The sequence below is a fragment of the Streptomyces sp. SBT349 genome (genome assembly GCF_001083795.1).
Classification (GTDB): Bacteria; Actinomycetota; Actinomycetes; order Streptomycetales; family Streptomycetaceae; genus Streptomyces.
Window position 1 is genome coordinate 1 of the sequence record NZ_LAVK01000145.1, and the last position, 17679, is coordinate 17679.

Annotated in this window: 21 protein-coding genes; 6 read left to right on the forward strand and 15 right to left on the reverse strand. The window is 70.8% G+C overall.

Going from position 1 to position 17679, the window contains the following annotated elements:
• The 6 genes from ADY01_RS18790 to ADY01_RS18815 form a co-directional block, all read left to right on the forward strand.
• Nucleotides 1-792 (forward strand): SRPBCC family protein (locus ADY01_RS18790; RefSeq protein WP_049574583.1); only part of this gene is annotated, 792 nt, incomplete at its 5' end.
• A 17-nt stretch (nt 793-809) separates the two neighbouring features.
• Complete coding sequence (locus ADY01_RS18795) at nt 810-1175, forward strand: gas vesicle protein (RefSeq protein ID WP_107081761.1); 366 nt, start codon at nt 810-812, stop codon at nt 1173-1175.
• Nucleotides 1175-2026 carry a GvpL/GvpF family gas vesicle protein gene (locus tag ADY01_RS18800; RefSeq protein WP_049574591.1) on the forward strand — a complete coding sequence of 284 codons (852 nt, stop codon included), beginning with the start codon at nt 1175-1177 and terminating at the stop codon, nt 2024-2026. The genes ADY01_RS18795 and ADY01_RS18800 overlap by 1 nt, the downstream gene beginning before the upstream one ends.
• Complete coding sequence (gene gvpJ / locus ADY01_RS18805) at nt 2013-2243, forward strand: gas vesicle protein GvpJ (RefSeq protein WP_049574594.1); 231 nt, start codon at nt 2013-2015, stop codon at nt 2241-2243. The genes ADY01_RS18800 and gvpJ overlap by 14 nt, the downstream gene beginning before the upstream one ends.
• On the forward strand, nt 2240-2548 hold the full coding sequence (locus tag ADY01_RS18810; RefSeq protein WP_049574596.1) for a gas vesicle protein K: 309 nt from the start codon (nt 2240-2242) through the stop codon (nt 2546-2548). The genes gvpJ and ADY01_RS18810 overlap by 4 nt, the downstream gene beginning before the upstream one ends.
• 189 nt (nt 2549-2737) lie before the next feature.
• Complete coding sequence (locus ADY01_RS18815; RefSeq protein WP_078900410.1) at nt 2738-3997, forward strand: glycosyl hydrolase family 18 protein; 1260 nt, start codon at nt 2738-2740, stop codon at nt 3995-3997.
• A gap of 63 nt (nt 3998-4060) precedes the next feature.
• Here the strand turns inward: ADY01_RS18815 and ADY01_RS18820 are convergent, their stop codons facing one another.
• From ADY01_RS18820 to prfA, 15 genes are all read right to left on the reverse strand, one after another.
• Nucleotides 4061-4510 carry a DUF2550 domain-containing protein gene (locus tag ADY01_RS18820; protein WP_049574599.1) on the reverse strand — a complete coding sequence of 150 codons (450 nt, stop codon included), beginning with the start codon at nt 4508-4510 and terminating at the stop codon, nt 4061-4063.
• A 72-nt stretch (nt 4511-4582) separates the two neighbouring features.
• Nucleotides 4583-4966, reverse strand: coding sequence for a F0F1 ATP synthase subunit epsilon (locus ADY01_RS18825; RefSeq protein ID WP_049574602.1), 384 nt, complete (start codon nt 4964-4966; stop codon nt 4583-4585).
• A gap of 114 nt (nt 4967-5080) precedes the next feature.
• On the reverse strand, nt 5081-6529 hold the full coding sequence (gene atpD / locus ADY01_RS18830; protein WP_049574603.1) for a F0F1 ATP synthase subunit beta: 1449 nt from the start codon (nt 6527-6529) through the stop codon (nt 5081-5083).
• 2 nt (nt 6530-6531) lie between these two features.
• A complete protein-coding gene (locus ADY01_RS18835) occupies nt 6532-7461 on the reverse strand; it encodes a F0F1 ATP synthase subunit gamma (RefSeq protein WP_049574608.1) in 930 nt (309 codons plus the stop codon).
• Nucleotides 7462-7464: 3 nt separating this feature from the next.
• Nucleotides 7465-9036 carry a F0F1 ATP synthase subunit alpha gene (gene atpA, locus ADY01_RS18840; protein ID WP_049574611.1) on the reverse strand — a complete coding sequence of 524 codons (1572 nt, stop codon included), beginning with the start codon at nt 9034-9036 and terminating at the stop codon, nt 7465-7467.
• 97 nt (nt 9037-9133) lie between these two features.
• Entirely contained in the window at nt 9134-9958 is an 825-nt protein-coding gene (locus ADY01_RS18845; protein ID WP_049574614.1) for a F0F1 ATP synthase subunit delta, read from the reverse strand.
• A gap of 245 nt (nt 9959-10203) precedes the next feature.
• Nucleotides 10204-10767 (reverse strand): F0F1 ATP synthase subunit B, encoded by a 564-nt coding sequence (locus ADY01_RS18850; RefSeq protein WP_199826261.1) that lies wholly within the window; start codon nt 10765-10767, stop codon nt 10204-10206.
• Nucleotides 10768-10809: 42 nt separating this feature from the next.
• Nucleotides 10810-11040, reverse strand: coding sequence for an ATP synthase F0 subunit C (gene atpE / locus ADY01_RS18855; protein ID WP_049574619.1), 231 nt, complete (start codon nt 11038-11040; stop codon nt 10810-10812).
• 97 nt (nt 11041-11137) lie between these two features.
• Entirely contained in the window at nt 11138-11947 is an 810-nt protein-coding gene (atpB, locus tag ADY01_RS18860) for a F0F1 ATP synthase subunit A (RefSeq protein ID WP_049574622.1), read from the reverse strand.
• Between the two features lie 228 nt (nt 11948-12175).
• Nucleotides 12176-12601 (reverse strand): hypothetical protein, encoded by a 426-nt coding sequence (locus ADY01_RS18865; protein ID WP_049574625.1) that lies wholly within the window; start codon nt 12599-12601, stop codon nt 12176-12178.
• Between the two features lie 191 nt (nt 12602-12792).
• Nucleotides 12793-14118, reverse strand: a complete 1326-nt coding sequence (locus ADY01_RS18870; RefSeq protein ID WP_049574628.1) for an MraY family glycosyltransferase — start codon at nt 14116-14118, stop codon at nt 12793-12795.
• 102 nt (nt 14119-14220) lie between these two features.
• Nucleotides 14221-14874, reverse strand: a complete 654-nt coding sequence (locus ADY01_RS18875; protein WP_049574630.1) for a low molecular weight phosphatase family protein — start codon at nt 14872-14874, stop codon at nt 14221-14223.
• 38 nt (nt 14875-14912) lie between these two features.
• Nucleotides 14913-15560 carry an L-threonylcarbamoyladenylate synthase gene (locus ADY01_RS18880; protein ID WP_049574635.1) on the reverse strand — a complete coding sequence of 216 codons (648 nt, stop codon included), beginning with the start codon at nt 15558-15560 and terminating at the stop codon, nt 14913-14915.
• Nucleotides 15561-15643: 83 nt separating this feature from the next.
• Nucleotides 15644-16513: a peptide chain release factor N(5)-glutamine methyltransferase gene (gene prmC / locus ADY01_RS18885; RefSeq protein ID WP_234320302.1), complete on the reverse strand. Its 870-nt coding sequence runs from the start codon at nt 16511-16513 to the stop codon at nt 15644-15646.
• Nucleotides 16514-16538: 25 nt separating this feature from the next.
• A complete protein-coding gene (gene prfA / locus ADY01_RS18890; RefSeq protein WP_049574641.1) occupies nt 16539-17609 on the reverse strand; it encodes a peptide chain release factor 1 in 1071 nt (356 codons plus the stop codon).
• Nucleotides 17610-17679: the final 70 nt, after the last annotated feature.

Below are 17679 nucleotides of genomic sequence, written 5' to 3' on the forward strand. Positions count from 1 at the left end.
GGGGACGACGACGGCGACGAGGGCGGGGGCGGCAAGTCGGGCGACGTCAAGGTCACCAGCATCATCGAGACCATCGACGTCGGCGTGCCGCTGAAGGAGGCGTACAACCACTGGACGTCGTTCGAGGTCTTCGGCGACTTCACCAAGGGCGTGCAGAGCGTCGAGCGCGACGACGAGAACCCCGCGGAGTCCAGCTGGAAGCTCAAGATCGGTCCCTCGAACCGCGACTGGAAGGCGAGCGTCCAGACCCAGGTGCCCGACGAGCGCATCGAGTGGACATCCGAGGGCAGCAAGGGCTCCACCCGGGGCGTGGTCACGTTCCACCAACTGGCGCCCAAGCTCACCCGGATCGTGCTGGTCCTGGAGTACTACCCGGAGGGCTTCTTCGAGAAGACGGCCAACCTCTGGCGCGCCCAGGGCCGCCGCACGCGCCTGGACCTCAAACACTTCCAGCGCCAGGTGACCCTGGCCGCCGACGAGGTGCCCGAGGGCTGGCGCGGCGAGATCCGCGACGGCGAGGTGGTCCGCAGCCACGAGGACGCGATGGCCGCCGAACGCGACCAGGGCGACCAGGGCGGCGAGGACGACCAAAGTGGCGAGGGTGGCGAGGGTGGCGAGAGCGACCAGAGCGACCAAGGAGGCGAGGGCCAGCGGGAGGACACCGACGAGAACGGGGACGAGGACGAGGACAACGACGACCAGGACGAAGACGAGGAAGACGACGACGAGGGCGACGAAGACGACGAGGACAACGACAACGACGACAACGACGAGGAGCGTGAGCAGCGGTGACCCAGACCCGCAGGACGCTGGAGGCGTACGAGCCACTGGAGCCGTATCCGCCCCGCACGGCCAATCTCGCCGACATCCTGGAGCGCATCCTCGACAAGGGCATCGTCATCGCGGGCGATATCAAGATCGACCTGCTGGACATCGAGCTGCTGACCATCCGTCTGCGGCTGTTCATCTCCTCCGTGGACACCGCGCGCAAGGCGGGCGTCGACTGGTGGGAGACCGAGCCCGCGCTCTCCACCCGCGCCAACCAGGACGCGCTGGCCGACGAGAACCGCCGCCTGCGCGCGCGCCTGGACGAGCTCCAGACGCCCCAGGACTGCCTGGCGGGCGACAGCCCGAAGGCGGAGAAGGTACGGCGGCGGAAGGAAGAGAACTCCTGATGACCGAGCTCGTCACGATCCCGGGGCCCGGCCTCTCCCTCGCCACCTATGTCTTCGCCGTCTGTCGCGCCGCGGACGCCCCCGCCCTCGACGGCGTGACCGGTCACGGCGACGGCGGCACCGTGCGCCCCCTCCCGGTGGGCTCGCTCGCGGCCATGGCCCAGGACGTCCCGGCCGCGGGACACGACGAGGAGTCGCTGCGCCGCCGCCTGTCGGACCGCGCCGAGCTGGAGCGGTACGCCCGCGCCCACCACGAGGTGGTCGCCGCCGTCTGCGACGTCGTCCCCGCGGTGCCGCTCCCGCTGGCCACGCTCTACCACGGCGAGGAACGCGCCAGGCAGGCCGTCGCGGCCGGGGCCGCGCGCTTCCACCGCGTCCTCGACCACATCGACGGCCGCGCCGAATGGGGCGTCAAGGTCTACGCGCTGGCCCGGGAGAGGGCCGCCCCCGAGGACCCCGCCAAGGACAGGACCGTCCCCGCGCCGGGCGACCCGGGAGCCTCCGCCTCGGGCCGCGCCTATCTGGACCGGCTGCGCGGCAGGCACCAGGCCCGCGAGGAACGGCAGCAGGCCGCGTGGCTCGCCGCCGAGCGCGTCGACGCCGCCCTGCGCGGCCTCGCCGTCGAGGCGCGCCGGCTCCGCGCCCAGCCCGCGGAGCCCGGCCAGGGCGGCGAGAGCCAACTGCTCAACGCCGCCTACCTGGTCGAACGCGCGCGGGCCGCCGAGCTGGCCGACGCCCTGGGCACCCTCGCCCGCGCCCCGGAGACCGCCGACCGGGTACGGATCGAGGTCACCGGGCCCTGGGCCCCCTACTCGTTCACGAACGGAGACGACGCCGATGGCCAAGGATGAGCTCGTCCCCTGGCAGGGCCCCGGAGGGCCGATCGGGCCCATCGGCGTTCCCCTGGTCGACCTGCTGGACCGGGTGCTGGCCACCGGCGTCGTGGTCACCGGCGACGTGGTGATCGCCATCGCCGAGGTGCCGCTGGTCAGGCTCTCGCTGCGCGCGCTGCTCGCCTCGGTCAGCGATCGCGTCCCCGCCCCCTGGGCGGACGGCGGCCCGCTGTGACCCCGTCCGGCGCCCGGCCGGCGGGTGGTCCCCGCAGGCTCGACCTGGACGCCGAGAGCGTCGGCCGGGACCTGGCCGCGCTGGTGCTCACCGTGGTCGAGCTGCTGCGCCAGCTCACCGAGCGCCAGGCGCTGCGGCGCGTGGACGCGGGCGAGCTCACGGAGGATCAGATCGACCGGATCGGGACCACGTTGATGCTGCTCGACGACCGGATGGGACAGCTTCGGGAGCACTTCGGCCTGCGTCCCGAGGACCTCAACCTCGATCTGGGACCCCTGGGTTCGCTCCTGCCGCTCGACGCGTAGGACCGCTTCCGACCTTTGGTACAGACCTATTGACCTGTGGTCCAGACCACTCTACGCTCACGGCATCTGCAGTGAGCGCGCCATGACAATCACCGCATATCTCTCACAGCGTGCTCGCGGGCGGCGCAGATTTCCCCCCGATCTGTCCGACCGACCTCAGGAGCTCTCTTGTCGAGACCCCCACGCCCCGTGACCCCCCGACGGCACGGCGGCCTCATCCGCAGGATCACCGCGCTGCTGGCCGTGGTCGTTCTCCCCCTCACCGGCCTGGTCGCCCTCAACGGATCGGCCCAGGCGTCCTCGCCGGAACCGGCCCGGGCCCCGGCCGCCGCCCAGGCGGGCGACGTCAACCTCGGCTACTTCGCCGAGTGGGGCGTCTACGACCGCGGCTACCACGTCAAGAACATCGTGACCTCGGGCACCGCCGAGGACCTCACCCACATCAACTACTCCTTCGGCAACGTCCAGAACGGCGAGTGCACCCTCGGCGACTCCTACGCCGCCTACGAGCGCACCTACACCGCCGCCGAGAGCGTCAGCGGCACCGCCGACACCTGGGACCAGCCCCTGCGCGGCAACTTCAACCAGCTGCTCCAGCTCAAGGAGCTCTACCCGGACCTCCAGGTGGTCTGGTCCTTCGGCGGCTGGTCCTGGTCGGGCGGCTTCGGTCAGGCCATGCAGGACCCCCAGCGGTTCGCCCAGTCCTGCTACGACCTGGTCAACGACCCACGCTGGGCCGGGGTGTTCGACGGCATCGACCTGGACTGGGAGTACCCCAACGCCTGCGGCCTGTCCTGTGACACCAGCGGCCCTCAGGTCTTCGGCGACATGATGGGGGCCTTCCGCGACGTCTTCGGCGACCAGCTCGTCACCGCCGCCATCACCGCGGACGCCTCGGACGGCGGCAAGATCGACGCCGCCGACTACGCGGCGGGAGCCGCCCACGCCGACCACATCGCGGTCATGACCTATGACTTCTTCGGCGCCTTCGCCCCCACCGGACCCACCGCCCCGCACTCGCCGCTCACCTCCTACGACGGCCTGCCGCAGGAGGGCTTCACCAGCGAGGCGGCCATCGACAAGCTCATCGCCCAGGGCGTCCCGGCCGAGAAACTGCTGCTCGGCATCGGGTTCTACGGCCGCGGCTGGGCCGGCGTGACCCAGAGCGCCCCGGGCGGCACCGCCACCGGCGCCGCGCCCGGCCGGTACGAGGCGGGCATCGAGGACTACGACGTGCTCTCCGCCCGCTGCCCGGTCACCGGCACCGTCGGCGGCACGGCCTACGCGCACTGCGGCGACCAGTGGTGGAGTTACGACACCCCGCAGACCATCAGCGGAAAGATGGCCTGGGCCAACCAGCGCGGCCTCGGCGGCGCGTTCTTCTGGGAACTCTCCGGCGACACCGCTGACGGCCAGCTGGTGAACGCCATCAGTGCCGGGCTGGGCTGACCTCCCTCGTCACCCGCCCTCCACGGGGCCGGGCAGGTGGACCGCCCCCCGCCTGTCCGGCCCTCAGGCCACGTTCACACGCTGCCCCGGAGGCGCCGCCTCCAGCCAGGCCAGGAAGCCGGTCAGCGCGTCCTCGCTCATCGCCAGCTCAACGTCGCAGCCGTCGTGCCGACAGCTCAGCACGACGGCTCCGGGCAGCAACGCCAGCTCCTCCTCGCCATGCGGATGGCGCCGGTCGCGGACCTGGATGCGGTCCCGCTGGAGCGAACACCGGGGTCGCGGGGCGTAGGAGAAGACGCGGAACCACTCGACGTTGTCCCCGTTGTACCGGGCCACGCCGTACAGCCAGCCCTTGCCCGGCGACTGCTCGGGGCGCGGCTGGCCGAAGCGCGCGCTGCAGTCGAAGGTGCCGCCCGGCCGCTGGATCAGCCGGCGCCGCGCGCCGAAGCCGAAGAGGCCGAGCACCAGGAGCACCAGCACCGAGCCGATCACCACAAGCAGTGCGAGGACCATGTCAACCGACCTCCTCGCTCGTGGTGTCTCTTCGTGCCCGGTGCCGCGTCCCCTTACCTGTGTCCGTGCGCGTCAGTGCTCCGCCGACACGGTCTGGAGCCTGACGTCGGCGCGCCGCTCGGCCGCCTCGTCCTGCTCCGTCCGCGCCTCGTCCCGCGCGCGCTCGGCGCGCTCCACGTCGATCTCCTCCGCCAGCTCGGCGATCTCCGCGAGCAGCGACAGCTTACCGTCCGTGTACGAGACGAAACCGCCATGCACCGCGGCGACGACCGTGCCCTCGCCGGACTCTCCCGTCGTGCGGATGGTCACGGGACCCGCCTGGAGAACGGCGAGCAGCGGCTGATGGCCGGGCATGATGCCGATGTCGCCCGAGGTGGTGCGCGCGACGACCAGGCTCGCCCGGCCGGACCAGACCTGGCGGTCGGCGGCGACCAGCTCGACGTGCAGCTCAGCCACGATGGCTCCTCATCCCTGGTTATCCCTGCTGTGTCGAAGAATAGTTGGGCCGCACAAGCACCCGAGGGGCGGGGTCGGTGACCCCGCCCCCACGCGGGTACCGCGTGCGTCGCGTCAGGAAACGCCCAGCTTCTTGGCCTTGGCCTTGAGGTCGTCCAGGCCACCGCACATGAAGAACGCCTGCTCGGGGAAGTGGTCGTACTCGCCGTCCGCGATCGCGTTGAACGCGGTGATCGACTCGTCCAGCGGCACGTCCGAGCCGTCGAGACCGGTGAACTGCTTCGCCGCGTGCGTGTTCTGCGACAGGAAGCGCTCGATCCGCCGGGCCCGGCTCACCGTGAGCTTGTCCTCCTCGCTCAGCTCGTCCATGCCGAGAATCGCGATGATGTCCTGGAGGTCCTTGTACTTCTGGAGGATCCCCTTGACCCGCGAGGCGCACTCGTAGTGGTCCTGCGAGACATACCGCGGGTCCAGGATGCGGGAGGTCGAGTCCAGCGGGTCGACCGCCGGGTAGATGCCCTTCTCCGAGATCGGCCGCGAGAGCACCGTGGTGGCGTCCAGGTGGGCGAACGTCGTGGCGGGCGCCGGGTCGGTCAGGTCGTCCGCGGGCACGTAGATCGCCTGCATCGAGGTGATCGAGTGGCCACGGGTCGAGGTGATGCGCTCCTGGAGCACACCCATCTCGTCCGCCAGGTTCGGCTGGTACCCCACCGCGGAGGGCATCCGGCCCAGCAGGGTGGAGACCTCGGAACCGGCCTGCGTGAAGCGGAAGATGTTGTCGATGAAGAACAGCACGTCCTGCTTCTGCACATCGCGGAAGTACTCCGCCATGGTCAGACCGGCCAGCGCCACGCGGAGACGGGTCCCCGGCGGCTCGTCCATCTGCCCGAAGACGAGCGCGGTCTGCGGGAGCACGCCGGACTCGTCCATCTCCGCGATCAGGTCGTTGCCCTCACGGGTGCGCTCGCCGACGCCGGCGAACACGGAAACGCCCTCGTGCAGCTTCGCCACACGCATGATCATTTCCTGGATGAGCACGGTCTTGCCCACGCCCGCGCCGCCGAACAGGCCGATCTTGCCGCCCTTGACGTACGGGGTGAGCAGGTCGATGACCTTCAGACCGGTCTCGAACATCTCGGTCTTCGACTCGAGCTGGTCGAACGGCGGGGCCTGGCGGTGGATCTCCCACCGCTCGCCGACCTCGGACTCCGCCTCCGGCTCGTTCAGGATGCGGCCCAGGGTGTTGAACACCCGGCCCTTGGTCACGTCGCCGACCGGCACCGTGATGCCCCTGCCCGTGTTGGTCACCGGGGACTGGCGGACGAGGCCGTCGTTGGGCTCCAGGGCGATGGTGCGCACCAGGCCCTCGCCCAGGTGCTGCGCCACCTCCAGGGTCAGCGTCTTGCTCTCGCCCTCGTGCGCCGGGTCGGCGATCTCCACATGGAGGGCGTTGTAGATCTCCGGCATCTCGTCGACGGGGAACTCCACGTCGACGACCGGCCCGATCACTCGGGCGACACGGCCCGTTGCGGCCCGCTCGGTGGCCGCCTCAGCAGTGGTCATGGTTAACGTTCACTCCCCGCGCTGGCGTCGGCCAAGGCGCTTGCGCCACCGACGATCTCGGTGATTTCCTGGGTGATTTCGGTCTGGCGGGCCGCGTTGGCAAGCCGCGTGAACGACTTGATGAGGTCCTCGGCGTTGTCCGTCGCCGACTTCATCGCCCGCCGCGTCGCGGCGTGCTTGGAGGCGGCGGCCTGGAGGAGCGCGTTGTAGATGCGGCTCTCCAGGTAACGCGGCAGCAGCGCGTCGAGCACCTGCTCGGGCGACGGCTCGAAGTCGTAGAGCGGGTGGATCCCCGGGCCCTTCTCGAAGACCTCCGCCGAGTCCTCCGCGGACTTCTCCAGGCTCAGCGGCAGCAGCCGCCGCTCCACCGGGGTCTGCGTCATCATCGACTCGAACTCGGTGTAGGCGATGTGGATCTCGTCCACGCCACCCTCGTCCGTGTCCCGCTCCAAAGCCTCGATCAGGGGCGCCGCCACCGCCTTGGCGTCGGCGTACGACGGGCTGTCGGTGAACCCGGTCCAGGAGTGGGTCACTCCCCGCTCCCGGAACGACAGGTACACCATGCCCTTGCGGCCGACCACATAGGTGTCGACCTCCAGGCCCCGGCCGATCAGCTCGGACGTGAGGTGCTCGCCCGCCTTGATGGCGTTGCTGTTGTAGCCGCCGGCCAGGCCGCGGTCGGAGGTGATCAGCAGCAGCGCGGCCCGCCGCGGGCGCTCGGCCTCGGTGGTCAGCGGGTGCTTGGTCTCCGAGCCCTGCGCCACGGCCGCGACCGCGGCGGTGAGCTCGTCCGCGTACGGCCTGGAGGCCGCCACCTTGCGCTGCGCCTTCACGATGCGCGAGGCGGCGATCATCTCCATCGCCCTGGTGATCTTCTTCGTGGCGGTGACGGACTTGATCCGGCGCTTGTAGATCCGAAGCTGAGCGCCCATGGGTCAGCCCTCACCCAGCAGCTTGCCGTCCGAGGTCTGGAACTGCCGCTTGAACTGGTCCACGGCCGAGCGCACGGCCTCGATCGTGTCGTCCGACATCTTCCCGCCCTCGCGGATCGACGTCATCAGGTCCTTGTGCTCGCGGCCGAGGTAGTCCAGCAGTTCCCGCTCGAAGCGGCGGACGTCGGGGACCGGGATCTCGTCCATCAGGCCGTTGGTGCCGGACCAGATGGAGACGACCTGGTTCTCCGTGGGGTAGGGGCTGTACTGCTCCTGCTTCAGCAGCTCGACCATGCGCTGGCCGCGGGCCAGGGCCGACTTGGACGCCGCGTCCAGGTCCGAGCCGAAGGCGGCGAACGCCTCCAGCTCGCGGTACTGCGCCAGGTCCACGCGGAGCGAACCGGTGATCTGCCGCACCGCCCGGTGCTGGGCGGCGCCGCCGACGCGGGAGACGGAGATGCCGACGTTCAGCGCCGGGCGCTGGCCCGCGTTGAACAGGTCGGACTCCAGGAAGCACTGCCCGTCGGTGATGGAGATCACGTTGGTCGGGATGAACGCCGAGACGTCGTTCGCCTTGGTCTCCACGATCGGCAGGCCCGTCATCGAGCCGCCTCCCATGTCGTCCGACAGCTTCGCGCAGCGCTCGAGCAGCCGGGAGTGCAGGTAGAAGACGTCGCCGGGGTACGCCTCGCGGCCCGGCGGGCGGCGCAGCAGGAGGGAGACGGCACGGTAGGCGTCGGCCTGCTTCGACAGGTCGTCGAAGATGATCAGAACGTGCTTGCCGTCGTACATCCAGTGCTGGCCCAGGGCCGAGCCGGTGTAGGGGGCGATGTACTTGAAGCCGGCCGGGTCGGACGCCGGGGCCGCCACGATGGTGGTGTACTCCAGGGCGCCCGCCTCCTCCAGCGCGCCGCGCACGGACGCGATGGTGGAGCCCTTCTGGCCGATCGCCACATAGACGCAGCGGACCTGCTTCTTCGGGTCCCCGGAGCGCCAGTTGTCGCGCTGGTTGATGATCGTGTCCACGGCGAGGGCCGTCTTGCCCGTCTGCCGGTCGCCGATGATCAGCTGGCGCTGGCCGCGGCCGATCGGCGTCATGGTGTCCACGGCCTTGTAGCCGGTCTCCATGGGCTCGTGCACCGACTTGCGCTGCATGACCGAGGGGGCCTGCAACTCCAGCGCGCGGCGGCCCGTGGTCTCGATGTCGCCGAGGCCGTCGATGGGGTTGCCCAGCGGGTCGACGACCCGGCCGAGGTATCCGTCGCCGACCGCGACGGAGAGCACCTCGCCGGTGCGCCGCACCGGCTGGCCCTCCTCGATACCGCTGAACTCACCGAGAACGACGACGCCGATCTCCCGCTCCTCGAGGTTGAGGGCGAGTCCGAGCGTGCCGTCCTCGAAGCGCAGCAGTTCGTTCGCCATGGCCGAGGGCAGCCCCTCGACCTTCGCGATGCCGTCACCGGCAACGCTGACCGTCCCGACCTCTTCCCGCGAGGCCGCGTCCGGCGCGTACGACTGGACGAAATTCTCCAGCGCGTCCCGGATCTCATCCGGCCGGATCGTGAGCTCCGCCATCTGGGTTCCCTGCTCTCCTTGTTGGGCCCGTAAGTTCGTCCATTACGGCCCCACCCGGGCCGCTTGTCCTGCGTTTGAGGTTGTGGTGGCGCCGCGGTCAGCCGGCCATCCGGCGGTTCACCTCGTCGAGGCGGTCCGCGATGGTGCCGTGGATGACCTCGTCACCGATCCGCACGGTGATCCCGCCGAGGACGCCTGGGTCCACGTCGAGATTCAGCTGGATCTCCCGGCCGTAGATCCGGGACAGGGCGTCGCCGAGCCGCTGTCGCTGTCGGTCACCGAGCGGTACCGCCGAGGTGACCACCGCGACCGAGCGTCCCCGCCTGGCCGCGGCGAGTGTCGACAGCGCTTCGATCCCTGCATCCAGGCTACGTCCCCGCGGGCGTTCCACCAGCCGGACGACGAGGCGTTCCGTGACGGCGTCGGCCCTGCCGCGCAGCAGGCTCCTGGCCAGCTCCGTCCGGGCCGCCACCGCGGCGGCCGCGGTGTCCTTGCCGCTGAGGGCCGCCCGCAGCTGGGGCGAGGTGGCGACGATCCGGCCGAACCGGAACAGCTCGTCCTCCACCGAGTCCAGGCTGCCGCCGCGGTCCGCGGCGATCATGTCGGCCGTGTCGGCCAGCTGCTCGACCGCGTCCACCAGGTCACGCGAGGCGGACCAGCGGGAGCGGACCATCCCGGAGACGAGGTCGACGGCCTCGCCGCCGACCTGGTCGCCGAGCAGCCGCCCGACGAGGTCGGCCTTGCCCTGACCCGGCTGGGCCGGGTCGGTCAGGACGCGCCGCAGGGCGGTCTCCCGGTCGAGCAGCGCGGTGACGGCCGCCAGGTCGGAGGCCAGCGCCGACGGGTCGACGCGGGTGTTGTCGGCCAGCGCGTCCAGCCTCTCGCGCGCCGCCTCCAGAGCCTCCCGGCTCGCTCCCATCATCGCTCTCGCTCCCCTTCTCCCTCGCACCCGGCAGCCTGCCGAACCGGACCGGGGGCGCTCGCTCGGCGGCTCGCCGTTCCAGCCATCATCGCTCTCGCTCCCCTTCTCCCTCGCACCCGGCAGCCTGCCGAACCGGACCGGGGGCGCTCGCTCGGCGGCTCGCCGTTCCAGCCATCATCGCTCTCGCTCCCCTTCTCGCTCCCACCCGGCAGCCTGCCGAACCGGGCAGCCCCGCGGAGCGGCCCTCATCGGCCCGCCTCGGAGTTCTGCGGCGGCACGGCGCCGGCGGCCTGCCGCTCCAGGTCGTCCAGGAAACGGTCGATGGTGCGGCTCTGCCGAGCGTGGTCCTCCAGGGACTCCCCGACCAGCCGGCCCGCGAGGTCGATCGCGAGCTTGCCGACGTCCTGCCTGAGCAGCTCGGCGGCCTGCTTGCGGTCGGCGGCGATCTGCGTGTGACCCGCGGCGATGATCTCCTCGCGCTGCCGCTGGCCCTCCTCACGCATCTCGGCGATGAGAGCGGCGCCCTGCTCCTGCGCCTCCTGGCGCATCCGCGCCGCCTCGTGGCGGGCCTCGGCCAGCTGCTCCTTGTAGCTCGCGAGCGTCTGGCGGGCCTCGGCCTGAGTGGCCTCGGCCTTCTCCATGCCGCCTTCGATGGCCTCCCGCCGCTCGTCAAGCGCCTTGTTGATCGAGGGGAGGAGCTTCTTGTAGAAGACGAAGAAGATGACGCCGAAGCAGATCAGGCCAATGACGATCTCGGGCACCACCGGCAGCACAGGACTCTGCGGCTCTTCCGCGGCCAGTTCGATCAGCATGGTGGACCTTTCATCGGTAGTGGCGTGTCGCGCGGGGCGTCAGCTGCCGAGCGCGAACGCGAGCACGAAGCCCATCAGGGCCAGGGCCTCGACCACGGCGAAGCCGAGCAGCATGTTCTGCCGGACGATGCCGGCCGCCTCGGGCTGGCGGGCGATGGCCTGGACACCGTTACCGAAGATGATGCCGATGCCGACGCCGGGGCCGATGGCCGCGAGACCGAAGCCGATGGTGTTGACGCTGCCTTCAACTGCGGCGAGAGTTGCGGACATGTCCGTTTGATCCTTATCTCTGATGAGCCGGTGGCGGAATGTCCACCGGATTCTTGCGGTCGTTGGTCGGGGCTGCGGCCCGCGCGGGCCGCGCTCGTCAGTGCGCTTCTTCCAGCGCCTGGGAGATGTAGGTCGCGGTCAGCACCGTGAAGACGTACGCCTGGAGCGCCTGGATGAACAGCTCGAAGAGCGTGATGACGAGCGTCATCACCAGGGAGGTCGCCGCGTAGAACGTGCCGACCACGGTGCCCACGGTGTACCAGGTGCCGATGATGAAGACCAGCAGCAGCAGGTGGCCCGCGAACATGTTCGCGAAGAGCCGGACCGTCAGCGTCAGCGGACGCACGAGAACGTTCGAGAGGAACTCGATCGGCGTGAGGATCACGTAGATCCCCTTGGGCAGCCCGCTGGGGACGCACAGGTTCCTGATGCCGCCGACGAGGCCGTTGGTCTTGAAGGTCAGGGTCATGTACGTGACCCACACGACCAGGGCCAGGGCCGCCGGATAGGCGATGATCGACGTCGCGGGGAACTGGGCGAAGGGGATGACCGCCCAGATGTTCATGATCCACACGAAGAAGAACAGCGAGACCAGCAGCGGCACATAGGGCTCGGCCTTCTTGCCGATCACCTCGCGGGCGATGCCGCGGCGCACGAAGTCGTAGAGCACCTCGGCCAGCAGTTGGAGCTTGCCCGGCACGACCTTGGGCTTGGAGAAGGCTTTCCAGAAGAAGCCCACGATGATCAGGGTGCTGAGGACCACCAGCGCCATCGGCTTGTTGACCTCGAACGAGCCGATGGTGAAGAGCGGCTCGAAGAGGAAGGAGAACTCCGACGGGGCGGGGAACCCGCAGTCCTTGAACAGATGGCAGTCGGTCTCGAAGGCGAGCACCTGATCGTTACTCACCGCGAACTCCCTCGGCGTGACGCATGGATACGGCTACCTCGATGTGTCGGCGTGGCGGCAGACCACCACGGAGCGGCACTGGACGGAATGGGCGGGAGGAGAACCGGTCATCACTCGCGTGGCTGTCCCGCGCAGCACGAGAGCCGGCAGCGGCCCGGCCTTCCGGCGAGGGACGATAGCAGCCCCCGGCGACACCCTGTATACAGACCCCGCCCCGATCGGCGCCGGTCATGGCCGACCGCCGGGGGGCACGGAGGTTGACTCCGGTACGACGTAAGGGGTCTTGAGCTTGCCGTGGGTCCTGACCTGACCCCCCAGCCAGGCGGCCGTCCCGGCCAGTACGCCGGCCGCGAAGGCCCGGCCGTTGAGGAAGTCGGCGTCGCGCAGCAGGAGCAGCAGGACGAGCAGGAAACCCATCTGCGTGGTGTAGATGACGAAGGCGGCGCCGAAGAACACGTCGGGCCAGCGCCGGCCGACATAACCGAGTGAGAGCAGGCCGCCGGCGAAGAAGGCGGCGGCGACGAGAACGCCGAGCGCGACCCCGCTGGCGCCGTCCACCCCCGCCGTCACGGCACCGATGACGATGGCGAGAACGCCTGCCACGGCAGTGGGGATCGCGGCGCCACGGATGATCCGGGCGTCGTTGGACTGCATCGAAGTGCTTCTCCGGCGAGCTTTGGGGACGGTCGTCTTGACGAGACGGGTACCGACGCGTGGGCTTCGGCGCCGGGTTTCGTGAACGGTATCACAAACTATTTGGTGAGGTCTTTACTCGTTCGTGTGGAGGTCCTCACACAGTAGGAGTAGCACCGGCGTTGCGTCGATGACCTGCGAGGTCATGTCTGTTACGAGCGGCTGTCGATCTTGCGTCTGACCGCGAAGCGCTGCCGGTCGCCGACCGCCGTGGCGCCGTTCAGGCCATGGAGGGAGGCCGGGGCCGCGGGGGCTCCCGGGCCGCTCGGCGACTCCGCTCCGACCTCGGGCGCGAGCGCCGGAGCGCGTTCCGGAACGCGGTAGCGCGGAGGCACCAGACGGTGCGCCCAGGCGGGCACGCGCGGGGTGAACCGCGGCATCAGCAGGACGACGAGACCCACCAGGCTGAGCACCATGACGGTGGGCACCAGCAGGGCGTTGGCCGACTGCACCGAGTACGCCACGGCGCCGAAGGCGATCAGCGCCGACCAGAAGTACATGATCAGCACGGCACGGCTCTGCGAGTGGCCGATCTCCAGCAGCCGGTGGTGCAGGTGCCCCCGGTCGGCGGAGAACGGCGAGTGCCCGTTCCACGTGCGGCGCACGATCGCCAGCACCAGGTCCACGAACGGCACCGCGATGATCGTCAACGGCAGCAGCAGCGGCATGTAGACCGGGACCATCTCGAACACCGCGTTGCGGATGGAGCCGGAGAACAGCCGCATCGCGTCCGGGTCCACCTGCCCGGTGACCGACACCGCGCCCGCCGCCAGCACCAGGCCCAGCAGCATGGAGCCCGAGTCGCCCATGAAGATCCGGGCCGGGTGGAGGTTGTGCGGCAGGAAGCCGAGGCACATGCCGAGGAGGATCGCGGCGAAGAGCGTCGCGGGCGCGGCGGCCTCGATGCCGTAGCCGTACCAGATGCGGTAGGCGTACAGGAAGAACGCCGCCGCCGCGATGCCGACCATGCCGGCCGCCAGGCCGTCGAGTCCGTCCACGAAGTTGACCGCGTTGATGGTGATCACGACGAGCGCCACCGTCAGCAGCGTGCCCTGGAGCGGGGTGACGGCCACCATGCCGACCGTGGGCACGGGCAGCCACAGAATGGTCAGACCCTGGAGCACCATGACGCCGGCGGCGATCATCTGGAGACCCAGCTTGATCAACGCGTCCACGCCGTACCGGTCGTCCAGGACGCCGATCAGCCAGATGAGCCCGGCGCCCGAGAGCAGCGCGCGCGGCTCGTCGGAGAGCCGGAACACCTCGCCGACGTTGGTGAGCTGCGAGGCGACCAGCAGCCCGGCGCACAGGCCGCCGAACATGGCGATGCCGCCCAGCCGCGGAGTCGGCTCGCGGTGCACGTCGCGCGCTCTGATCGCGGGCATCGCGCCCCAGGCGATGGCGAACTTCCGCACCGGCCCTGTCAGCAGATAGGTGACCGCCGCAACGACGCAGAGCGTCAGCAGGTACTCGCGCACAAGATGCCCCAGAGGTCTCGCAGGACTACCGCGCAACACCCTCTCATGCCCGCGCCCCCCGGCGCCGACCCGGTGTCGCGTCGTTACCGGCCGACTACCAGGTTAAAGCAGTGCGCGACCGGCCAGCACGCCGCGGGGCGGCACCCCGGTCAGCGCGGTGACCACGGGGTCCAGCGCGGTGTGGATCTCCTCGGCGATCGACCGGAAGTACGGCAGCGGGGCGCCGTAGGGATCCTGCACCTCGTCCGCCTCGGGGTTGGGCGCCAGCAGCCAGCCGCGCAGCGCCGCCGCCGCGCGGGCCAGCGCGCGGGCGCGTTCGACCAGTTCGTCGGAGGAGGCCGCCGACGGCAGGGTGGCCATGTCGATGGCGCGCACCAGCCGCGTGAACTCCTTGAGCGTGAACGTCCGCAGCCCCGCGGAGTGGCCCATGGAGATGACCTGCGCCCGGTGGTCCCGGGTGGCCGTCAGCACCAGGTCGGCGTCGATGACGTGCTCGTCCAGCAGCTCGCGGCCGGTGAACCCGCGGGCGTCGGCGCCGTACTCGGACAGCAGCTGGGCCGCGTGCGCCTCCATGGGAGCCCCCTCGTGGCCCCACGTCCCCGCGCTCTCCACCACGACGCCCACCGCCCGCTCGCCGAGGCGGTCGGACAGGGCGTGCCGCGTCAGCCGCTCCGTGATGGGGGAACGGCAGACGTTGCCGGTGCTGACGTGCAGGATCCGAAAGACCTGCCGCGGGCCGCCGGAGCCGTCCGGCACCGGTATGCCGACATCCGCGGGGCTACCCGAGGGCGGGGTCAATGCGCGGTCTCCAGATCGGGAACGACCTTGCGCAGCTCCTCCTCGCTCACCGCCCCGGCGCGCAGCAGCACCGGGACCGGGCCGGTGACGTCGACGATGGAGGAGGGAACGGTGTCGGGCGTCGGCCCGCCGTCCAGGTAGACCGCGACCGCGTCGCCCAGCATGTCCTGGGCGCCGTCGCAGTTCTGGGGCGGCGGCTGGCCGGTGAGATTGGCGCTGGAGACGGCCATCGGGCCGAAGTCCTTGAGGAGTTCGAGCGCGACGGGGTGCAGCGGCATGCGGACCGCGACGGTGCCGCGGGTCTCGCCGAGGTCCCAGGTCAGGGAGGGCTGATGTTTGGCGACCAGGGTCAGCGCCCCGGGCCAGAACGCGTCCACCAGCTCCCAGGCCCGCTCCGAGAAGTCGGTGACCAGGCCGTGCAGGGTGGTGGGCGAGCCGACCAGGACCGGCGAGGGAACGCCCCGGCCGCGGCCCTTGGCCTCCAGCAGGTCGGCGACGGCCGTGGTGTTGAAGGCGTCCGCGCCGATGCCGTAGACGGTGTCGGTGGGCAGCACGACCAGGTCGCCGCGCCGGACCGCGGAGGCCGCCTCGCGCAGGCCGTTCTTGCGGGTGACCACGTCGGAGCAGTCGTAACGCCGTGCCATGACTGAATGTCCTCCTCTTGCCCTGCTGTGCCTGCTGTGCCGTCGTCGCTGTGCCGTCGTCGTGCCCGCGGTGTGCCGTCCGCCTACCGCGCGACGCGGCGGGCGGTGGCGAAGCGGGGCCTGTTGTTGAGGTCCGGGTGGTCCGCGGCGTCGGCCCAGCCGCGGTCCTCGGTGAAGATCCACGGCACCTGGCCGCCCTGCGTGTCGGCGTGCTCGACCACCACCATGCCACCCGGCCGCAGCAGCCGGTGCGCCGCCCGCTCCAGGCCGCGGATGACGTCCAGACCGTCCTCGCCCGAGAACAGCGCCAGCTGCGGGTCGTGGTCGCGGGCCTCCGGCGCCACGTACTCCCACTCGGTGAGCGGGATGTAGGGCGGGTTGGAGATCACCAGGTCGGCCTGGCCCGCCAGTTCGGGCAGGGCGGTGCGCGCGTCCCCGTGGTGCAGGACGACGCGGCTGCCCTCGGCGTTCTTCCTGGCCCAGGACAGGGCCGTCTCGTCCAGCTCCACGGCGTGCACCCGGGAGCGCGGCACCTCCTGGGCGAGGGCGAGCGCGATGGCGCCCGAGCCGGTGCACAGGTCCACGATCAGCGGCTCGGCGACATCCATCGCCCGCACCGCGTCTATCGCCCAGCCGACGACCGACTCGGTCTCCGGACGCGGCACGAAGACGCCGGGGCCCACCTGAAGCTCAAGGAACCGGAAGAACGCCCGCCCGGTGATGTGCTGGAGCGGCTCGCGGGCCTCGCGGCGGGCGACCGCCTCCCAGTACCGCGCGTCGAAGTCGGCGTCGGGCACCGAGTGCAGCCGGGACCGTTCCGTGCCGTGCACGAACGCGGCAAGCTCCTCGGCGTCGAAGCGCGGCGAGGGCACCCCGGCGTCGGCCAGCCGCTGGGTGGCCCTGGCGACTTCGGCCAGCAGAAGGGAACGGGACGACCCCGAAGACGCAGTCACGTGGCCCACCCTACGCATCCCCCGGTCACCCCGCCGCCGCCAGCTTCGCCGCCGAATCGGCGTCCACGCAGGCCTGGATGACCGCGTCCAGCTCGCCGTCGAGCACCTGGTCGAGGTTGTACGCCTTGAAGCCGACGCGGTGGTCGGAGATGCGGTTCTCCGGGTAGTTGTACGTCCGCACCCGCTCGGAGCGGTCGACGGTGCGCACCTGGCTGCGGCGGGCGTCGGACGCCTCGCGGTCGGCCTCCTCGCGTGCCGCGGCCAGCAGCCTGGCGCGCAGGATGCGCAGCGCCTGCTCCTTGTTCTGGAGCTGGCTCTTCTCGTTCTGGCAGGAGACCACGATGCCGGTGGGCAGGTGGGTGATCCGCACGGCGGAGTCGGTGGTGTTGACCGACTGGCCGCCGGGTCCCGAGGAGCGGTAGACGTCGATGCGCAGGTCGCCGGCGTTGATCTCCACCTCCACGTCCTCGGCCTCGGGGAGCACGAGAACGCCCGCGGCGGAGGTGTGGATGCGGCCCTGCGACTCGGTGGCGGGCACGCGCTGCACGCGGTGCACGCCGCCCTCGTACTTCAGCCGCGCCCACACGCCCTGCCCGGCCGCCGCGTTGCCCCGGCGCTTGACGGCCACGGAGACGTCCTTGTAGCCGCCGAGGTCCGACTCGTTGCCGTCGATGATCTCGGTCTGCCAGCCGACGCGCTCGGCGTACCGCAGGTACATCCGCAGCAGGTCCCCGGCGAACAGGGCGGACTCGTCGCCGCCCTCGCCCGCCTTGATCTCCAGGATCACGTCCTTGTCGTCGCTGGGGTCGCGCGGGATCAGCAGCAGCCGCAGCTCGTCGGTCAGCTCCTCGCGCCTGGCCTGGAGCTCCTTGACCTCGCCGGCGAACTCCGGGTCCTCGACCGCCAGCTCGCGGGCGGTGTCGATGTCGTCGCCGTGGCGCTTCCAGGCGCGGTAGGCGGTGATCACCGGGGTCAGCTCGGCGTAACGCTTGGCGAGCCGGCGGGCGGTGGCCTGGTCGGCGTGGACCGCGGGGTCGGCCAGCCGCCGTTCGAGGTCGGCGTGCTCGCCGACGAGTTCCTCGACCGCCTCGAACATCTTCTGTGCTCCTGAGGGCTGCTGGTGCTGAGTGGGAGAGCGGGGGACAGGGGGACGCGCCGGGTGGAAC

Coding starts and splice junctions, on each gene's coding strand:
- ADY01_RS18800 (WP_049574591.1), top strand. CDS start 1,175: ATGACCGAGCTCGTCACGATCCCGGGGCCCGGCCTCTCCCTCGCCACC.
- gvpJ (WP_049574594.1), top strand. CDS start 2,013: ATGGCCAAGGATGAGCTCGTCCCCTGGCAGGGCCCCGGAGGGCCGATC.
- ADY01_RS18820 (WP_049574599.1), bottom strand. CDS start 4,510: ATGGTCCTCGCACTGCTTGTGGTGATCGGCTCGGTGCTGGTGCTCCTG.
- atpD (WP_049574603.1), bottom strand. CDS start 6,529: ATGACCACTGCTGAGGCGGCCACCGAGCGGGCCGCAACGGGCCGTGTC.
- ADY01_RS18835 (WP_049574608.1), bottom strand. CDS start 7,461: ATGGGCGCTCAGCTTCGGATCTACAAGCGCCGGATCAAGTCCGTCACC.
- atpA (WP_049574611.1), bottom strand. CDS start 9,036: ATGGCGGAGCTCACGATCCGGCCGGATGAGATCCGGGACGCGCTGGAG.
- ADY01_RS18845 (WP_049574614.1), bottom strand. CDS start 9,958: ATGATGGGAGCGAGCCGGGAGGCTCTGGAGGCGGCGCGCGAGAGGCTG.
- atpE (WP_049574619.1), bottom strand. CDS start 11,040: ATGTCCGCAACTCTCGCCGCAGTTGAAGGCAGCGTCAACACCATCGGC.
- ADY01_RS18865 (WP_049574625.1), bottom strand. CDS start 12,601: ATGCAGTCCAACGACGCCCGGATCATCCGTGGCGCCGCGATCCCCACT.
- ADY01_RS18880 (WP_049574635.1), bottom strand. CDS start 15,560: ATGGCACGGCGTTACGACTGCTCCGACGTGGTCACCCGCAAGAACGGC.
- prfA (WP_049574641.1), bottom strand. CDS start 17,609: ATGTTCGAGGCGGTCGAGGAACTCGTCGGCGAGCACGCCGACCTCGAA.